We start from the raw sequence: 17,252 nt of genomic DNA on the forward strand, positions 1-17,252 counted from the left end.
ACCGTGAAGATGCCCCACGGGCTCTCGGCCAGGGCCTTGACCACGATCAGCGCCAACACCGCGAGGATGATGATCATGATCAGGAAGCAGCCGAACAGAGCGATGGTGCCAGGGACACGGCCCATTTCTTCCCGGACCATGTCACCCAGGGACCGACCGTTGCGGCGGGTGGACAGGAACAGGACCATGAAGTCCTGCACCGCACCGGCCAGCACCACGCCGGCGATCAGCCACAGCGTACCGGGCAGGTAGCCCATCTGCGCCGCCAGCACCGGCCCGACCAGCGGCCCCGCGCCGGCAATGGCCGCGAAGTGGTGGCCGAAGAGAATGTGTTTGTTGGTCGGGACGTAGTCCAGGCCATCGTTGTTGAGCACGGCAGGGGTGGCCCGGCGCGCATCGAGTTGCATCACGTTGTTGGCGATGAAGAGGCTGTAGTAGCGGTAGGCGACCAGGTAGATGGCCACGGCTGCGACGACGATCCACAAGGCGTTGATCGCCTCGCCTCGACGCAATGCCACGACGCCCAGGGCGCACGCTCCTACGACGGCCAGCAGTAGCCAGGGTAGATGGCGCAGCAGGCTATTATTGTTTTTCATTTTTATATTCCAGCCAGGGTGACAAGAAAGACAGCCATTGGAGTTTAGCGCTAACCCGGGCAAAGGCCATACCCGACATTCGTCTGTCGGCGGCCGAACGGTGACGATGCCCCGTCAGTTGGGTCTATAGTCAGTGAATCTCCAGAGGGAATGCGTAATGAGCGAACGTCGCCGCTTCGTACGAGTTGACTTCAATGCCAGGACCGAGCTGAGCCAGGGCCCGTTCATCTGGCCGGTAGAGTTGCTGGATCTGTCCCTGAAGGGGTTGCTGATCAAGAAACCCGAACCCTGGCTTGGCGATATCGAGCGACCCTTCATGGCCGATATTCATTTGAGCCCTGATGCTGAGATCAAAATGGAAGTTCGTTTGGCCCATGATGACCATGGTCACCTGGGCTTCGCCTGCGAGCACATTGACCTGGACTCCATCGCACACCTACGCCGGCTGGTAGCGCTGAACGTGGGCGACCAGGACGAGTTGGAGCGGGAGTTGGCGGCGTTGATCCATATCTGAATCAACGCCGATCCCTTGTTTGATCGTTCCCACGCTCTGCGTGGGAATGCCGCCAGGGACGCTCCGCGTTCCGATTCTGGAGTGTGACGCAAAGCGTCACGGGATGCATTCCCACGCGTGGGAACGGTCGGTACCTGACACACCGAGTTGTTAGGTTTTAGGGCTGCTGCGCAGCCCAACGGGGATAAATCCCCTCGCCACAGATAAGTCCATTCTCCACAAAGGATTTTGTACAGCCTTTAGGGTTATTCGAACAACGCATCCAACGCCTGTTCCAGGCGCGTCACGGCAATGATCTGCAACCCCGGTGGTGCTTCCTTCGGCGCATTGCCCTTGGGCACGATGGCGCGCTTGAAGCCGTGCTTGGCCGCTTCCTTGAGCCGCTCCTGGCCACTGGGCACCGGCCGTACTTCCCCCGACAACCCCACTTCACCGAAAACCAGTAGATCATGGGGCAGCGGCCGGTTGCGCAGGCTGGACATGACCGCCGCCATCAGCGCCAGGTCGGAGGCGGTCTCCAGTACCTTGACCCCACCGACCACGTTGAGAAAAACGTCCTGGTCGTGAGTCGGAATCCCACCGTGTCGATGCAGGACGGCCAACAGCATCGCGAGCCGATTCTGGTCCAGGCCCAAGGTGACCCGGCGCGGGTTCGCCAGGTGGCTGTCGTCCACCAGCGCTTGCACTTCGACCAGCATCGGCCGGGTGCCTTCCCACGTTGCCATGACCACGCTACCAGGGACTTCTTCCTGGGCACGCGTCAGAAAGATCGCCGAAGGGTTGGAGACTTCTTTAAGACCCCTGTCGGTCATGCCGAACACACCCAGTTCGTTGACAGCGCCAAAGCGGTTCTTCACCGCTCGCAGCAAACGCAGGCGTCCGTCGGATTCGCCTTCGAAATACAACACGGTATCGACCATGTGTTCCAGCACACGTGGTCCCGCCAGTGCGCCTTCCTTGGTGACGTGGCCTACCAGGAAAATCGCCGTGCCGCTCTGCTTGGCGTAGCGCACCAGCAACGCCGCGCTTTCGCGCACCTGGGACACGCCGCCCGGGGCCGATTGCAGCTGTTCGGTAAAAATGGTCTGGATCGAGTCGATCACCATCACCTTGGGTTTTTCCAGGCGCGCCGTGGCGATGATGGTCTCGATGCAGGTCTCGGTCATGACCCGCAACTGGTCCTGGGGCAAGCACAGGCGCCGGGCGCGCATGGCGACCTGTTGCTGGGATTCTTCGCCAGTGACGTACAGCGCCGGCATGCGGGTGGCGAGGTTGCACAAGGTTTGCAACAAGATGGTGGACTTGCCGATGCCCGGATCGCCGCCGATCAGCACCACCGAACCGTCTACCAGGCCGCCGCCGAGCACGCGGTCCAGTTCACCGGACGCGGTGGAGAAACGCGGGATTTCCTCAACGCTGACTTCGGCCAGGGTCTTGATCTGCGCCTGCTGGCCGGCCCAGCCCGTGCGACCGGTGGGTGCCGCCGCACCGCCGCTTTCCACCATGGTTTCGGTCAGGGTATTCCAGGCCCCGCATTCGCTGCACTGGCCGGCCCATTTGGGAAAGGTCGAGCCGCACTCGGTGCAGCCGTACATGCGCTTTGCCTTGGCCATCTGAACTCCCGGAGAAAAACCGCGATGATAGCCCAGGCAGTGGCTAGCGCGGGGCCGGCATTCTGATTTCACCCTTCGCCAGCCCCACCGGGGTATTGCCCAACGGGTCCTGGGCCTGCAGATCCGCCCCCTTGGCCTTCAAGGCATCGAGCAATTCATCACGCTTGAACAGACCGGCGTACATCGCCGCGGTCTGCCCGGCACCGTTACGTTGGTCCGGGCTGCAATCGGTGGACAGCAAACGACGCGCAATCTGCACTTCACCCTTGAAAATCGCCCCCATCAGCGCCGTGTTACCGCGTTTGTCCTGGGCACAGGCATCGGCGCCAGCGGCCAGCAGCCGCTCCACCGCTGGGCCGTGGCCGTGATAAGCCGCCAAGATCAGCGCGGTGTAGCCCTTTTCATCCTGGGTATTGAGCGAATAACCGGCCTCGATAAAAGTCTCGAGCATCGGCACATCGCCGCGGCGAGCGGCGTCGAAGTAATAGTTTTGCAACTGTTCCTGGACCGCAGCCGGCTCCGTGGGCATTGGTTGATCGGCCAGTACACTGACAGACCAGATCGCAAGCATCGATAAAAGTAATTTACCCATCGTGACGTCTCCTCTGGCATATGACTGCAGGGCCATGGTTGTGGGAGCAAGGCTTGCCCGCGATGCAGACAACGCAGTCTGGTTTCAGCCCCCTGCGCCTGCTTCGCGAGCAAGCTTTGCTCCCACAGGTTGTGCACCTGCCGGCGGTGGTCAGTCGCTCAGTTTTTCCGCCAGAGCCTTGACCCGGGCCAAGTCACCTTTGGCGACACGAGCCACGCCGGTGCCGTACTCAGGGTCAGCCTTGTAGAGGAACGACAGGATGATGTGCTTGCTCTCGTCATCGGTGGTCGCCAAAGAGCCGCCGAAGCTGTCGATCAGGTCATCACGCTCTTTCTTGCTGAACGAACGATACAAATCACCGGCCTGCTTGAAGTTCTGCTCACGCTGGATCTTCGCCTGCTGGGTGCTACCGCTCAGCGCGGCCTGGCTGTAGCGTGCCGATTGCGGTTCTTCACGCGGCGTCAGGCGGCTCGGCTGATAATTCACGCCGGTGCTGGTGCTGCCTGGGTTCATCGCGCCGTCCTGGTTACCGTTGTTCACCGCCACTTTGGGGGCATTGATCGGCAGTTGCAGGGCATTGGCGCCTATGCGGTACATCTGCGTATCGGCATAGGAAAACACCCGTCCCTGGAGCAGGCGGTCCTCGGAAGGCTCGATGCCTGGCACCAGATTCGCTGGCGCCATCGCCACCTGCTCGGTTTCCTGGAAGACATTCGCCGGATTGCGGTTCAAGACCATTTGCCCGACTTTGCGCTCAGGCACACCCGGCCAGATCTTGGTCGCGTCCAGTGGGTCGAAGTCAAACTTGGCAAGGTCCTGTGGATTGAGCACCTGGACGTACAAGTCCCACTTCGGGAAGTCGCCCTTATTAATATGATTCACCAGATCATTTGTCATATGGCTGTAATCTTGACCCTGAACTTTCACAACTTCTTTCGGATCGAGATTTTTCAGGCCCTGCAAACTTTTCCAATGAAACTTCACGTAGTGAACTTCACCCTTGGCGTTAACCAGTTTGTAGGCATGTACACCGTTACCGTCCATCTCGCGGTAACTGGCCGGTGTCCCGGAGTTGGAATACAACTCGGTCAGGGTGCGGGTCGATTCTGGAACATGGGAGAAGAAATCGAAGCGACGTGAATCATCGTCCAGATTGGTCCGAGGGTCGGGTTTGAAGGCGTGGACCATGTCCGGAAACTTGATGGCATCGCGGATGAAGAAGGTCGGAAAGTTGTTACCTACCAAGTCCCAATTACCGTCGGCGGTGTAGAACTTCGTGGCGAAACCACGGGGGTCGCGCAGGGTTTCCGGCGAATGATTACCGTGCACCACGGCAGAAAAACGTACGAACACTGGCGTGACCTGGCCTGCGGCAAAGACCTTGGCCTTGGTCAGATCGCTGAGATCGTCGGAAACCGTGAAGGTACCGTGGGCGCCGGTCCCGCGGGCATGCACCACGCGCTCGGGAATGCGCTCACGGTCAAAGCGCTGGAGCTTCTGGATCAACTGCACGTCTTGCAGCAAGGTCGGGCCGTTGGGGCCTGCCGTTTGCGAGTTCTGGTTGTCGCCGACAGCCGCGCCGTTGTCCCGGGTCAGGGTGGCCGCGTTGACAGACAAGGACAAAAGGCTCGCGGTCAGCACAAAAAAAGCGCGGCGATGGGAATAAGCCCCGTGGCCAAGGGAAGTGTTCATAGGCGTGTTCCTCTGATGGGATAGAGCGCATCCATGTGCGCCATCCAGAGGCTAGTGCCCGAAAAAGGAAAACCTAAATAGAAATGCCGTACCGCGTCGATAGAAAAAACGTTGTGGGGTGCCAGGCTGAAACCGCGTATCACGCGCGATTGATGGCACTTTGAAAACTTTTCACCCAGGACCAGGTCGATAATTGAAGCTTTGTAGGCAGGCGTTTCGAGCAGGACTCGTTGGGCTGATTTACACTGCCAGTCATCTTTCATTTGTTACAAGGAATAGCTCATGGGCGTGCTAAGCGAGTTCAAGGCCTTCGCGGTCAAAGGCAATGTCGTCGACATGGCCGTCGGGATCATCATCGGTGCCGCTTTCGGCAAAATCGTTTCGTCATTCGTTGGCGACGTGGTCATGCCTCCCATCGGCCTGCTGATTGGTGGAGTGGATTTCAGTGACCTGGCCATCACCCTCAAGGCCGCCCAGGGTGATGCGCCCGCCGTGGTACTGGCCTACGGTAAATTCATCCAGAGCACCATCGACTTCATCATCGTGGCGTTCGCCATTTTCATGGGCGTCAAGGCGATCAACCGCCTCAAGCGCGAAGAAGCCGTAGCCCCCAGCGCGCCTCCTGTCCCGACCAAGGAAGAACTGCTGCTGAGTGAGATTCGCGATCTGCTCAAGGCCCAGAACGAGCGGCCCTGAGGCAGTCAGTCACTGACAGACTACCAGTAGTTTTCCACCGCCACCTGGCCCGGCCGACGGGTCAGGCTCAGTTGCAGCCCCCTGGCCTTGAGCAACTTGCGCGTGTCATCAATCATCTGCGGATTGCCGCACAGCATCACTCGCGAATGCTCCGGCGCCAGCGCTGCGCCGGCCGCCCGCTCCAGCTCGCCATTTTCGATCAGCGTGGTGATCCGCCCATTGAGCGCCCCCGGATGCTGCTCACGGGTGACGGTCGCAATGAAACGAAACTTGTGAGCGTACTCGGCCAGGTAGTCGCGCTGGGGCAGTTCCTTGATCAGCGCCTGATACGCCAGCTCCTGCGCCTCGCGCACGCTGTACACCAGGATGATCCGCTCGAATTTTTCCCAGGCCTCGAAATCCTGGAGGATAGAAAGAAACGGCGCCACACCCGTCCCAGTAGACAGCAACCACAAATCCCGACCATCGACAAAGCGATCCAGCGTCAGGTAGCCGAAAGCCTGGCGATCCACCAACAGTTCGTCACCCGGCTGCAGGCGGCTGAGCTCACTGGTGAACTCGCCATCGGGAACCACGATGGAAAAGAATTCGAGGAACTCGTCGAACGGCGAAGACACCATGGAATACGCCCGCCAGACGGTGGTTCCGTCCGCCCTGACGACCCCCAGCCGGGCAAACTGACCCGCCCGAAAGCGAAAGCCTCGATCCCGGGTCGTGCGCAAAGTAAACAAATGAGACGTCAACGGCTGGACATCGAGCAGGGTTTGGCGGGTGAACTTCTCTGCGCTGTCGGTCATGAGCCACTCCAATGGGACAAGACTTGCAGTGTCCCGCAAAGCGAGCGTCTTCACCACCGATGACGAGTAATGGCACTTTAGCCACAAACAGCGTCTGACCATCAAAATCTTTTACTTAACTTATACAAAACTCACAAAACTGTAAAAAACCAACTAAAAAGTTTAGCTTCTTAAACATTTCAAAATGTAAGCAAACTAAAAAAAACTCACTACCAATTAAGAATAGTCCTACACTCAAATTTCGCATCATGGATTGGATCCGCATGGACGAATCAAACCCAGGAGAGAGCGATGGACAAGTGGAAGGACTTGTTATTGAGGAAGTTATCCTACGAGAAGGACCTGCAGACGGCCTATCGTCTGGTCCTGAATTTCTTTAACAATCAGGGATTTGAATATTGCGCATTTGCAACCTATCTAGGAAGCCCCGACAAGCACACTAGCAAGGTGAACCTGAATAACTACCCTTATGGATGGGACAGACTTTATGAACAAAATGGCTATGCGTCGAACGATCCATTAGTAGCACATTGCAATCAATCACCGCTCCCCATCTTGTGGGATGAGACTGTTTTTGCTCAAGCCCCCAAGTTATGGAGAGAACTTAATCGACAGGGACTCAAGTATGGCTGGACCCAAGCCGTTCATGATGACAAAGGGGCACGTTGCAGCCTGTTCAGCCTGGCTCGGTCCCATTGTCCCATTGATATCGAGGAGCACTATGCAAATCTCGGCTACGCCATCTTCGCCAGTCAAAAGCTGCACGCACTCGCCAGCAAAAAACTGTCTGACGCCCTGGCAGTCCAGCCCAAATGCCACCTGTCACCCAGGGAGATCGAAGTGTTGAGGTGGTCTGCCGAAGGCAAGACCGCGTCGGAAGTGGGCAGGATTCTCTGTCTTTCCGAACGAACCGTGAATTTCCATGTATGCAGTTGCATGCGAAAACTGAACGTCAGCAATAAAATTTCAGCGGTGGCAAAAGCAGCCCAAATCCATGTGATCTGAACAGTGGAGTGACACCACCCGGCTGAAAAACCCGCGAGTAATGTGCAACAAAAAAACGTACCATTTACGGTCCCACTTGAATGATGCCGCTTCCTGCACGCGACGCCGTTCATTCAGGCGGTCCCGCACAGACACCTACCTCCAGGCAGCGGGACATTCGTTGATTTCCAGAGTCCCCAGCCATGCCCCTGCTCGACAGCCCCTTCGCCCAACTCGACCTGATCCGCCAACCCGAACAGCAGAACGAACCACTGCAAGCCTTCGATGCGGCCGATGAATACCTGCTCGCGTACCTGGCCGAACAACAGCCAAGCGAGCAGACTCGGGTCCTGGTGCTCAATGATGGCTTCGGTGCCCTGGCGGCCAGCTTGGCCGGCAAGGTCGATGTCACCAGCAGCGGTGATTCCTTCCTCGCGTTGCAAGCACTGGAGAAAAACCTGGTGCGCAACGGCCGCCCCTTCGATGCGGTGCCGACGTTGCCCGCCAGCGCGCCACTGACTGGCCCATTCGATCGTGTCCTGGTCAAAGTACCAAAAACCCTGGCCCTGCTGGAGGAACAGCTGATTCGCCTGCAAGGCCAACTGCCACCAGGTGCCCAGGTGATCGCCGGGGCCATGATCAAGCACCTGCCCCGGGCCGCTGGCGATTTATTGGAGCGGTATATCGGCCCGGTGCAGGCCTCCCTGGCGGTAAAAAAAGCGCGGCTGTTGATTGCTACGCCACAACCCGGCGCTTCACAAGGCAGTGCGCCGATCGTATCGCCCTACCCCACGCGTTACTGGCTGGACGAGCCCAAGATCGAGCTGCTCAACCACGCCAATGTGTTCTGCCGCGAAGGCCTGGACATCGGCACCCGCGCGTTCCTGCCACATCTGCCGAAAAACCTCGGGACGGCCCGGGTCGCGGACTTGGGGTGCGGCAACGGTGTGCTGGCCATCGCCAGTGCCCTGCAAAACCCCGAGGCCCATTACACCCTGGTGGACGAGTCGTATATGGCCGTGCAATCGGCCGCCGAGAATTGGCGGGCGGCCCTGGGCGAGCGCGAAGTGACCCTGCGGGCCGGTGATGGCCTGGCCGGACAAGAGGCGCAGTCACTGGACGTGGTGCTGTGCAATCCGCCCTTCCACCAACAGCAAGTGGTGGGCGATTTCCTCGCCTGGCGGATGTTCCAGCAGGCTCGCGAAGCACTGGTGGTGGGCGGCGCGCTGTACATCGTCGGCAACCGGCACCTGGGTTACCACAGCAAACTGGCGCGATTGTTCCGTGGTGTCGAGCAAGTGGCCGCCACGCCGAAGTTCGTGATCCTCAAAGCCCGCAAATAAATCGTCCCCTGCGCAAGCAAAGCTTGCTCGCGATGCAAGCACCTCGGCTCCCACAGGGCAATCAGTGAGTGGTCAGGCCCGCGGCATTCATGAACATCCGCATCAGGCTGGCGACGATGAACAGCGCCAGCACACTGCCGGCCCAGATCAGCGCCAGCCAACCGAGCCGCTGCCAGAGTGGCTTGCGCTCGGCGGCCTCGATGTCTTTCAAGTCAGGTTTGCCCATGCTCGACGCCCTCAATGGTAACCGTCGTCATGGGTCACCTTGCCGCGGAACACGTAGTAACTCCAGAAGGTGTACACCAGGATCAACGGAATGATGAACAGTGTGCCTACCAACATGAAACCCTGGCTCTGGGGCGGTGACGAAGCGTCCCAGATCGAGATGGACGGCGGCACGATGTTCGGCCACAGGCTGATGCCCAAGCCGCTGTAGCCGAGGAAGATCAGCACCAGGGTCAGGATGAAGGGCGTGTAGTTGGCGTTGCGCGCCACGGCGCGGAACAGTCCGTACAGGGTCACCAGCACCAGGATCGGCACCGGCAGGAACCAGAACAGGTTCGGCAGGGTGAACCAGCGGGCCGCGATGTCCGCATGGGCCAGCGGCGTCCAGATGCTGACGATGCCGATCACCGCCAGCACCACGAACGCCAGCGGCCGGGCCAAGTCATGCATCTGTTCTTGCAATTTGCCCTCGGTCTTCATGATCAACCAAGTGCAGCCGAGCAGCGCATAGGCGGCGATCAACGCCAGGCCACAGAACATCGCGAATGGCGTGAACCAGCCCAGGGAGCCGCCGACGAACTGGCGATTGACCACCTCGAATCCGTCGATGAACGCCCCCAGCGCCACACCCTGGAAGAAGGTGGCCGTCAGCGAGCCACCAATGAATGCCTTATCCCAGAGGTGACGCTTCTCAGCCTTGGCCTTGAAGCGGAATTCGAAGGCCACGCCGCGGAAGATCAGGCCGATGAGCATCAGGATCAACGGCAGGTACAGCGCCGAAAGCACCACCGAGTAGGCCAGCGGAAACGCTCCGAACAGCCCGGCACCGCCCAGCACCAGCCAGGTTTCGTTACCGTCCCAGACCGGTGCCACGGTGTTCATCATCACGTCGCGATCGCGCTCGCCCTTGACGAAGGGGAAGAGAATGCCGATCCCCAGGTCGAAGCCGTCCATGATCACGTACATCATGATGCCGAAGATGATGACCACGGCCCAGATCAGCGGAAGATCAATACCCATGATTCAATTCCCCTTGTTCGAGCGTTGGTTATGGTCCATGTCGTCGCCGTCATCGGCGGCCGACAATGGCCGGGCCGGCGTACGTTTCTGACCCGGGCCACCGTCGCTCGGCTCGGTTTCGTGGGCCTCCGGCCCCTTGCGCACCAGACGCATCATGTAGCTCAAACCTGCGCCGAACAGCGCGAAATACACCACGACGAACAGCACCAGGGTGATGCTCATCTGCGCGAAGCTGTGGCCGGACGAAGCATCGGCCGTGCGCATCAAGCCATAGACCACCCACGGCTGGCGGCCGATCTCCGTGGTAAACCAGCCGGCCAGGATCGCGACCAGACCGGACGGCCCCATCCACAGCACCATGTAGAGAAACGGCCGGGATTGATAGATCCGATCGTTGCGGCGCAGCCACAGGCTGCACAGCCCAGTGAAAATCATCAGCAAGCCGAGGCCGACCATGACCCGGAACGACCAGAACACGATGGTCGAGTTCGGTCGGTCCTCAGGCGGGAATTCCTTGAGGGCCGGCACCTGCTTGTCCAGGCTGTGGGTCAGGATCAGGCTGCCCAGGTAAGGAATTTCCACGGCGTACTTGGTTTTTTCCGCTTGCATGTCGGGCCAGCCGAACAGGATCAGCGGGGTCGGTTCATTACCGACGTTTTCCCAGTGGCCTTCGATGGCGGCGATTTTCGCCGGTTGATGCTTGAGGGTGTTCAGGCCATGGAAGTCGCCGATGACCGCCTGTATCGGCGCCACCAGCAAGGCCATCCACATCGCCATCGACAGCATCCGGCGGATGGCCGGGGTATCGCGACCGCGCAGCAAATGCCAGGCCGCCGACGAGCCAACGAAGAACGCTGTGGCCACGAACGCCGCCGTGGACATGTGCAGCAATCGATAAGGAAACGAAGGGTTGAACACCACCGCCAGCCAGTCCACCGGGATCACCCGGCCGTCGATGATTTCGTAACCCTGGGGGGTTTGCATCCAGCTATTGGAGGACAGGATCCAGAAGGTCGAGATCAAGGTGCCGATCGCCACCATGACCGTGGAAAAGAAATGCAAACCGCGGCCGACGCGATTCCAGCCGAACAGCATCACGCCCAGGAAACCCGCCTCGAGGAAAAACGCCGTGAGCACCTCGTAGGTCAGCAACGGCCCGGTCACCGCACCGGCGAAGTCCGAGAAACGGCTCCAGTTGGTGCCGAACTGATAGGCCATGACCAACCCGGACACCACGCCCATGCCGAAGTTGACGGCAAATATCTTCGACCAGAAGTGGTACAGGTCGCGGTAGGTGTCATCGCGGGTCTTGAGCCACAAGCCTTCGAGTACCGCCAGGTAACTCGCCAGGCCGATGGTGATGGCCGGGAACAGGATGTGGAACGAGATGGTGAACGCGAACTGGATTCGGGCGAGATCGAGCGCCTCCAAACCGAACATAAGTCTTCCTCTGTCAGGTAAAACCGGCTGCGGGCGGGGCTTGCACCAGCCTCCAGGGATATGGAGTGCGATGCTTTTCAAATCGTTCTTTTTTTAAAACCGTCACAACGCAGGACGCTGGCCGGATGGCCGCCAACCCAAGGCCCCGAAAGGCATTGATCTGGATCAAGCAATGCTCAAAGAGTAGCCGCATTCTCGTCGATGAACGGCGTGGTCGTTTGTCGCGTGACAGGTTGTCTCAGATCGATCCATAACGTTCCAGAGTACACAGGACCCGTGGCGAGGGAGCTTGCTCCCGCTCGGTTGCGCAGCGACCGCAAAAAATCCTGGGGCTGCTTCGCAACCCAGCGGGAGCAAGCTCCCTCGCCACAGGTGTCCGTGATGCCCTTGACCTGAAAAGTCCACAGGCGAAAGTAGATGTTTGGCTAACTATTTTTTCCGCCCGACGTAATTTCCAGTTACAGCTCGGCGATAATCGCGTGGCCTTCCTCACCGGACCCGCCCTAGATGCCCAGCCAAGCGCCGCTGCTGCTCCGTCACCATCGTCCCTTCATCGCCTTCTGGCTGGCCCGGATATTCACCGCCAGCGGCTTCCAGATGCTCACCGTGGCCATCGGCTGGAACCTCTATCAACTGACCGGCAACGTCCTGGACCTTGGCCTGGTGGGGTTGGTGGAATTTGCCCCGCGCGTGCTGTTCATGCTCCACACCGGGCATGTGGCCGACCGTTATGACCGCCGCAAGGTGGCGGCCATCTGCCAGACATTGCAGGCGATGATTGCCTTGGCGCTGGTGATCGGCAGCGCCACTGACAACGTCACGCGGGAGATGATCTTCATCCTCGCCTTCCTGCTGGGCGCCGCCCGCTCCTTCGAAATGCCCACCACCCAGGCGCTGCTGCCGAGCATCGTGCCGGCTGCGCTGTTTCCCCGTGCCGTGGCCGCCGCGCAATCGGCCCAGCAGTCGGCCACCATCGTCGCCCCGGCGCTCGGCGGCTTGCTCTATGCCTTTGGCAGTGTCTGGGTCTATGGGCCGACGGTGCTGCTCTACATCATCGCCTGCTGCCTGATGCTCAACCTGCCGGCCCGGCAGACGCCACTGAACAAAGGCAAGGCAACGCTGGATTCGTTGTTGGCCGGGATTCGCTTCATCCGCAGTCGCCCGGACATTCTCGGGGCGATCTCCCTGGACCTGTTCGCGGTGTTGCTCGGCGGCGCGACGGCGTTGCTGCCGGTGTTTGCCAAGGACATCCTGCTCACCGGCCCCTGGGGCCTGGGTCTGTTGCGGTCGGCACCGGCGGTCGGGGCCTTGCTGATGTCGCTGTGGCTGGCGCGGTTTGCCGTGGAGCGCAAAGTCGGCCGGGTGATGTTCACGGCTGTAGGCGTGTTTGGCGTCGCCACCATTGCTTTCGGCCTCTCCACCTCGTTCTGGTTTTCCCTGGCGGTGCTGGTGGTGCTGGGCGCGGCGGACATGATCAGCATGGTGATCCGCGCCTCCTTCGTACAACTGGAAACACCGGATGAAATGCGCGGCCGGGTCAGCGCGGTGAACGGGCTGTTCATCGGCGCCTCGAACCAGTTGGGCGAGTTCGAATCCGGCCTCACCGCCCACTGGTTCGGCACGGTGCCGGCGGTGGTCATGGGCGGCGTCGGTACGCTGCTGGTGACCGGGACCTGGATCAAGCTGTTCCCGACCCTGGCCAACCGTGACCGGATGCACGAACCCGTGGATGAAGCAAAAGCCTAGAGCAACTTGTCGAGGGTGATGGGAAAGTCCCGCACCCGCTTGCCGGTGGCGTGGTAAATCGCATTGGCCACCGCCGCGGCCACCCCGACGACGCCGATTTCGCCGACGCCCTTGGACCCGAGCGCATTGACGATCTCGTCATGTTCCTCGACGAAAATCACCTCAATGTCGCCAATGTCGGCGTTAACCGGCAGGTGATACTCGGCCAGGTTGTGGTTCATGTGGCGACCCAGGGCGTGGTCCGTCAAGGTTTCTTCGTGCAAGGCCATGCCGACGCCCCACACCACGCCACCGAGAATCTGGCTGCGGGCGGTTTTCGGGTTGATGACCCGGCCGGCGGCGATGGCGCTGACCACACGATTGACCTTCACCGCCCCCAGGTCTTCGTCCACCAGCACCTCGACAAACACCGCCGAGTGAGTGGCCGTGGCGTAGGCCTGGCGTTTTGCATCCGGCTCGGCAGTGACCTGGGCTTGCAACGGCGTCTCGCCGCTTTTCTGCGCCAGCTCCGCGAGCGCAACGCTCGCTTCGCCGAGCCGCAGCTGACCATCGACAAACGTCACTTGCTCAAGGGTCGCGCCACTGAAGGCCGGACATGCCTGGCGGGCCACGGCCAGGAGTTTTTCCTTCAGTGCTTCACAGGCCTGCTGTACGGCGGTGCCTACCGACGATACGGTGAACGAGCCGCCCTGCAGCGGCGCGGTGGGCAACGACGAATCCCCCAGGACAAACGTGACGTCCTCAAGGGAAACGCCTGACGCCTCGGCAGCGATCTGGGTCATGACCGTGTAGGTCCCGGTGCCGATGTCAGTGGTGGCGCTGCTGACAGTCAGCTTGCCATGGGTGTCCAGCGACGCCTGGGCGCTGGCCTTCTGCTGCATGGCTTCCCACACACCACCGGCCATGCCCCAACCCACCAGTTGCCGGCCTTCACGCATGCTGCGCGGTTCCGGGTTGCGCTTGTCCCAGCCGAAACGATGGGCACCTTGGGCATAGCACTCACGCAGTTCCTTGCTGGAATACGGCTTGCCTTCGTTCTCGTTGCGTTCGGCGTAGTTGATCAAGCGCAGCTGGATCGGATCGATCGCCAGGGCACAGGCCAGTTCATCCATGGCGCACTCCAGGCCAATCAAGCCGAGGGCGGCACCGGGGGCGCGCATGTCCAAGGGTGTGTAGACGTCCAGCGGCACCAGTTTGTAAGTCAGCTCGACGTTGTCGCAGTGATAGAGCATGCCGCTCCACTCCACCACATGCTCGGTGAAATCCTCGAAGCGCGAGGTCTGGCCGATAGCGCTGTGCGCCACAGCCAGCAAGCGACCGTTGGCCGCCGCCCCCAGTTGCACGCGCTGGAGGGTTCGCGGCCGATAGCCAAAGGTGAACATCTGCTGGCGCGTCAGGCTGACCCGCACCGAGCGCTTGAGGGCCAGTGCCGCCATCACGGCCAACGGCAATTGATATTGCGGGCGCAGCCCGGAACCGAAGGCGCCGCCGACAAACGCGGCAAACACCCGCACCTGTTCTTGCTCCAGACCGAAGACCTTTTGCACATAGGCCTGGCAGTTCTGCGAGCCTTGGGTCTTGTCGTGGATGTGCAGGGTGCCGTCAGGCTGATACAGCACGGTGGAGGCATGTGGCTCCATGGGGTTGTGGTGTTCAATCGGCGTGCTGTAGGACACATCCACGCTGAGCGCGGAGCTGGCGTACTCGCCCTGAAAATTCCCACGAGGCTTGGGCAGTTCGGCCGGTGCCGGATGGGCGTCATATTGCAAGGTGATCAGATCGGTCCGATGCGCCTCGGCGTCGTATTCGATTTCAACCAGCGAACCGGCATACCGGGCCAGCTCAAGGTTTTCCGCCACCACCAGAGCCAGCGGCTGGCCGCTGTAAAGCACTTGGTCGTTGTACAACGGCCGGAACGGCGAGCCGTCCGCCGCATCGGCATCCAGGTAGGGCTCGTCGTAGCTGGCGATCCTCGGCCTGTTGGTGTGGTCGATGACCGCGACTACGCCGGGCAGTGCCAGGGCTCGGGACGCATCGATGCGCACTACGCGACCACGGGCGACCGTACCGGAGACGACGCTGCCGTGCAGCAAGCCGTCCTCGGGGTATTCAGCGGCGTAACGGGCCTGGCCCGTCACCTTGAGCAGGCCGTCGACCCGGTCGAGGGGTTGCCCTATGGATTTGCTCGGAGCGTTCATCAGGCGTGACCTCCCTGGGGTGCGCAACCCAATGCGGCGTCACTCAAGGCACGGACAATCGCCCGGCGCGCCAGTCTGACTTTGAAGCCGTTGTGCTCCAGCGGCTCGGCGTTTTGCAGCAGCGCGTCGGCAGCGGCGGTAAAGGTTTCGCGGCTGACGGCCTGCCCGGTCAGCCAACTCTCCACGGCCCGGTCGCGCCACGGTTTGTGCGCCACACCTCCCAGGGCCAGGCGCGCCTGGCGAATCACCGGCCCATCCAGTTCCAGCGCCGCCGCCACCGAGACCAGCGCAAACGCGTAGGAGGCGCGGTCACGGATCTTCAAGTAGTGGCTATGCTCGGCAAAACCGGCGGCAGGCAATTCGATAGCGGTGATCAGCTCATCGTCGGCCAGTTGATTGTCCCGTTCCGGGGCGTCGCCGGGCAGGCGATGGAAGTCGGCGAACTCGATGGTCCGCGCCCCGCCCCGGCCCAGGACATGGACCACCGCCTCCAGAGCGGCCAAGGCCACGCACATGTCGGAGGGGTGGGTGGCGACACATTGATCGCTGGCACCGAAAATCGCGTGGATCCGGTTCAAACCGCTCCGGGCCGGGCAACCGCTGCCGGGCCGGCGTTTGTTGCACGGTACGCTCGCGTCATAGAAGTAATAGCAGCGGGTGCGTTGCAGCAGGTTGCCGCCGGTGCTGGCCATGTTGCGCAGTTGCGGCGAGGCACCCGCCAGGATGGCCTGGGCCAGCAGCGGATAGCGGCGCTCGATCCACGGGTGCCAGGCCAGGTCGGCATTGCTCACCAGCGCACCGATCATCACCCCGCCGGAAGGGGTTTCACTGAGGTCCGCCAGGGGCAACCCGGTGATGTCGATCAGGTGCTCGGGACGGGTGATGTTTTCCTTCATCAGGTCCAGCAGGTTGGTGCCGCCGGCGATGAAGCGGGAAACCGGGCTCGACAGATCGACGGCCGCCTGCACGGTGTCGGGCTTGCTGTATTGGAAGGGATTCATTGATCACCTCCCTGCCGGCAAAGTGGCAGAGCCTCTTCAATGGCATCGCGAATGTTGGTGTAGGCGCCGCAGCGGCACAGGTTGCCGCTCATCAACTCGCTGATCTGCCCACGGGTCTGCGCCCGGCCCTCGTTGGCCAAGCCCACCGCCGAGCAGATCTGCCCCGGCGTGCAATAGCCGCACTGGAACGCGTCATGGGTGATGAACGCCTGCTGCATGGGATGCAATCCGTCGTCACCGGCAAGGCCTTCGATGGTGGTCAACTCGGCGCCGTCGCACATCACCGCCAAGGTCAGGCAGGCATTGATCCGCTTGCCATCGCGCAACACCGTACAGGCGCCGCATTGGCCGTGGTCGCAGCCTTTCTTGCTGCCCACCAGGTCCAGTTGCTCACGCAGCAGGTCCAGCAAGGTAGTCCAGGGCAACACCTGCAGTTCATGCACCTGGCCATTGAGTGTCAGATGGATCGGATGACGGACGAAGGACGCCTGCGTCGCTTCGGACAGGGTCGCGCTCATGGAACACCTCACGGTTGGTCGTACTCGCGGCGTTTTGGAAAACCGCCGTCATAAGGGGTACGACTTCAGGGTGGGGGTGAGCGTTCAAGGCAATTTCGACGCTCCACAAAGCCTTGTAAACCGCAGGATGCACAGATTCGCCTGGCATGTGCGGTATAAAAATACCGCATCAAGTGTAATGTATCGCCTTACACTCGATCCCATGGGAAACTGGCGAATCATTTTTCGCTTCATCGGGTCCGATATCGAACTGGTCGATTATCTGGACTACCACTGA

17 protein-coding genes are annotated in these 17,252 nt (G+C 60.8%); 6 read left to right on the forward strand and 11 right to left on the reverse strand.

All coding sequences use genetic code 11. From position 1 onward, the window contains the following. Positions 1-596, reverse strand: a 596-nt coding sequence (locus BLT00_RS20640) for a carbon starvation CstA family protein (RefSeq protein WP_305883204.1), incomplete at its 3' end; no start/stop codon positions are given. 157 nt (positions 597-753) lie between these two features. On the opposite strand from BLT00_RS20640, the gene BLT00_RS20645 reads away from it, so the two are divergent. Next, positions 754-1,110 carry a PilZ domain-containing protein gene (locus BLT00_RS20645; RefSeq protein WP_063324284.1) on the forward strand — a complete coding sequence of 119 codons (357 nt, stop codon included), beginning with the start codon at positions 754-756 and terminating at the stop codon, positions 1,108-1,110. A gap of 245 nt (positions 1,111-1,355) precedes the next feature. On the opposite strand, the gene radA is transcribed toward BLT00_RS20645, so the two are convergent. From radA to katB, 3 genes are all read right to left on the reverse strand, one after another. Further along, a complete protein-coding gene (radA, locus tag BLT00_RS20650; protein ID WP_092149799.1) occupies positions 1,356-2,723 on the reverse strand; it encodes a DNA repair protein RadA in 1,368 nt (455 codons plus the stop codon). A gap of 43 nt (positions 2,724-2,766) precedes the next feature. Then, positions 2,767-3,294 (reverse strand): ankyrin repeat domain-containing protein, encoded by a 528-nt coding sequence (locus tag BLT00_RS20655; protein WP_256572345.1) that lies wholly within the window; start codon positions 3,292-3,294, stop codon positions 2,767-2,769. Between the two features lie 171 nt (positions 3,295-3,465). Further along, entirely contained in the window at positions 3,466-5,007 is a 1,542-nt protein-coding gene (katB, locus tag BLT00_RS20660) for a catalase KatB (RefSeq protein ID WP_092149863.1), read from the reverse strand. Positions 5,008-5,289: 282 nt separating this feature from the next. Here katB and mscL point away from each other — a divergent pair, with 282 nt between their 5' ends. Next, positions 5,290-5,703, forward strand: coding sequence for a large-conductance mechanosensitive channel protein MscL (mscL, locus tag BLT00_RS20665; RefSeq protein ID WP_003205779.1), 414 nt, complete (start codon positions 5,290-5,292; stop codon positions 5,701-5,703). Between the two features lie 20 nt (positions 5,704-5,723). Here the strand turns inward: mscL and BLT00_RS20670 are convergent, their stop codons facing one another. After that, positions 5,724-6,500 carry a ferredoxin--NADP reductase gene (locus BLT00_RS20670; RefSeq protein WP_092149866.1) on the reverse strand — a complete coding sequence of 259 codons (777 nt, stop codon included), beginning with the start codon at positions 6,498-6,500 and terminating at the stop codon, positions 5,724-5,726. A 291-nt stretch (positions 6,501-6,791) separates the two neighbouring features. Here BLT00_RS20670 and BLT00_RS20675 point away from each other — a divergent pair, with 291 nt between their 5' ends. Then, positions 6,792-7,505 (forward strand): autoinducer binding domain-containing protein, encoded by a 714-nt coding sequence (locus BLT00_RS20675; RefSeq protein ID WP_092149869.1) that lies wholly within the window; start codon positions 6,792-6,794, stop codon positions 7,503-7,505. A 182-nt stretch (positions 7,506-7,687) separates the two neighbouring features. Next, positions 7,688-8,827 carry a methyltransferase gene (locus BLT00_RS20680; protein ID WP_092149872.1) on the forward strand — a complete coding sequence of 380 codons (1,140 nt, stop codon included), beginning with the start codon at positions 7,688-7,690 and terminating at the stop codon, positions 8,825-8,827. A 61-nt stretch (positions 8,828-8,888) separates the two neighbouring features. On the opposite strand, the gene BLT00_RS20685 is transcribed toward BLT00_RS20680, so the two are convergent. The 3 genes from BLT00_RS20685 to BLT00_RS20695 are packed head-to-tail and all read right to left on the reverse strand — an operon-like array spanning position 8,889 to position 11,512. Then, positions 8,889-9,053 (reverse strand): DUF2474 domain-containing protein, encoded by a 165-nt coding sequence (locus BLT00_RS20685; RefSeq protein ID WP_086936717.1) that lies wholly within the window; start codon positions 9,051-9,053, stop codon positions 8,889-8,891. 11 nt (positions 9,054-9,064) lie between these two features. Beyond that, the gene (gene cydB, locus BLT00_RS20690) at positions 9,065-10,072 is read right to left on the reverse strand and encodes a cytochrome d ubiquinol oxidase subunit II (RefSeq protein ID WP_063324279.1); all 1,008 of its coding nucleotides are present in this window, start codon (positions 10,070-10,072) and stop codon (positions 9,065-9,067) included. A gap of 3 nt (positions 10,073-10,075) precedes the next feature. Next, positions 10,076-11,512 (reverse strand): cytochrome ubiquinol oxidase subunit I, encoded by a 1,437-nt coding sequence (locus BLT00_RS20695; protein ID WP_092149874.1) that lies wholly within the window; start codon positions 11,510-11,512, stop codon positions 10,076-10,078. A gap of 507 nt (positions 11,513-12,019) precedes the next feature. On the opposite strand from BLT00_RS20695, the gene BLT00_RS20705 reads away from it, so the two are divergent. Next, a complete protein-coding gene (locus BLT00_RS20705; RefSeq protein ID WP_092149880.1) occupies positions 12,020-13,258 on the forward strand; it encodes an MFS transporter in 1,239 nt (412 codons plus the stop codon). Here the strand turns inward: BLT00_RS20705 and BLT00_RS20710 are convergent. The 3 genes from BLT00_RS20710 to BLT00_RS20720 are packed head-to-tail and all read right to left on the reverse strand — an operon-like array spanning position 13,255 to position 16,975. Then, a complete protein-coding gene (locus BLT00_RS20710; RefSeq protein ID WP_092149883.1) occupies positions 13,255-15,456 on the reverse strand; it encodes a xanthine dehydrogenase family protein molybdopterin-binding subunit in 2,202 nt (733 codons plus the stop codon). The two genes, BLT00_RS20705 and BLT00_RS20710, sit on opposite strands and share 4 nt — an antisense overlap. Next, positions 15,456-16,457: an FAD binding domain-containing protein gene (locus tag BLT00_RS20715; RefSeq protein WP_092149886.1), complete on the reverse strand. Its 1,002-nt coding sequence runs from the start codon at positions 16,455-16,457 to the stop codon at positions 15,456-15,458. Before BLT00_RS20715 ends, BLT00_RS20710 begins: the two co-directional genes overlap by 1 nt. Next, positions 16,454-16,975: a (2Fe-2S)-binding protein gene (locus BLT00_RS20720; RefSeq protein WP_092149889.1), complete on the reverse strand. Its 522-nt coding sequence runs from the start codon at positions 16,973-16,975 to the stop codon at positions 16,454-16,456. The genes BLT00_RS20715 and BLT00_RS20720 overlap by 4 nt, the downstream gene beginning before the upstream one ends. Between BLT00_RS20720 and BLT00_RS32210 the strand changes: the two genes are divergently transcribed. Beyond that, the gene (locus tag BLT00_RS32210; protein WP_092149892.1) at positions 16,974-17,252 is read left to right on the forward strand and encodes a type II toxin-antitoxin system RelE/ParE family toxin; all 279 of its coding nucleotides are present in this window, start codon (positions 16,974-16,976) and stop codon (positions 17,250-17,252) included. The genes BLT00_RS20720 and BLT00_RS32210 overlap by 2 nt on opposite strands.

Source organism: Pseudomonas sp. NFACC51, assembly GCF_900103575.1.
Classification (GTDB): Bacteria; Pseudomonadota; Gammaproteobacteria; order Pseudomonadales; family Pseudomonadaceae; genus Aquipseudomonas; species Aquipseudomonas fluorescens_Q.

Coding starts and splice junctions, on each gene's coding strand:
- BLT00_RS20645 (WP_063324284.1), top strand. CDS start 754: ATGAGCGAACGTCGCCGCTTCGTACGAGTTGACTTCAATGCCAGGACC.
- radA (WP_092149799.1), bottom strand. CDS start 2,723: ATGGCCAAGGCAAAGCGCATGTACGGCTGCACCGAGTGCGGCTCGACC.
- BLT00_RS20655 (WP_256572345.1), bottom strand. CDS start 3,294: ATGCTTGCGATCTGGTCTGTCAGTGTACTGGCCGATCAACCAATGCCC.
- katB (WP_092149863.1), bottom strand. CDS start 5,007: ATGAACACTTCCCTTGGCCACGGGGCTTATTCCCATCGCCGCGCTTTT.
- mscL (WP_003205779.1), top strand. CDS start 5,290: ATGGGCGTGCTAAGCGAGTTCAAGGCCTTCGCGGTCAAAGGCAATGTC.
- BLT00_RS20670 (WP_092149866.1), bottom strand. CDS start 6,500: ATGACCGACAGCGCAGAGAAGTTCACCCGCCAAACCCTGCTCGATGTC.
- BLT00_RS20675 (WP_092149869.1), top strand. CDS start 6,792: ATGGACAAGTGGAAGGACTTGTTATTGAGGAAGTTATCCTACGAGAAG.
- BLT00_RS20680 (WP_092149872.1), top strand. CDS start 7,688: ATGCCCCTGCTCGACAGCCCCTTCGCCCAACTCGACCTGATCCGCCAA.
- BLT00_RS20685 (WP_086936717.1), bottom strand. CDS start 9,053: ATGGGCAAACCTGACTTGAAAGACATCGAGGCCGCCGAGCGCAAGCCA.
- cydB (WP_063324279.1), bottom strand. CDS start 10,072: ATGGGTATTGATCTTCCGCTGATCTGGGCCGTGGTCATCATCTTCGGC.
- BLT00_RS20695 (WP_092149874.1), bottom strand. CDS start 11,512: ATGTTCGGTTTGGAGGCGCTCGATCTCGCCCGAATCCAGTTCGCGTTC.
- BLT00_RS20705 (WP_092149880.1), top strand. CDS start 12,020: ATGCCCAGCCAAGCGCCGCTGCTGCTCCGTCACCATCGTCCCTTCATC.
- BLT00_RS20710 (WP_092149883.1), bottom strand. CDS start 15,456: ATGAACGCTCCGAGCAAATCCATAGGGCAACCCCTCGACCGGGTCGAC.
- BLT00_RS20715 (WP_092149886.1), bottom strand. CDS start 16,457: ATGAATCCCTTCCAATACAGCAAGCCCGACACCGTGCAGGCGGCCGTC.
- BLT00_RS32210 (WP_092149892.1), top strand. CDS start 16,974: ATGGAACACCTCACGGTTGGTCGTACTCGCGGCGTTTTGGAAAACCGC.
- BLT00_RS20720 (WP_092149889.1), bottom strand. CDS start 16,975: ATGAGCGCGACCCTGTCCGAAGCGACGCAGGCGTCCTTCGTCCGTCAT.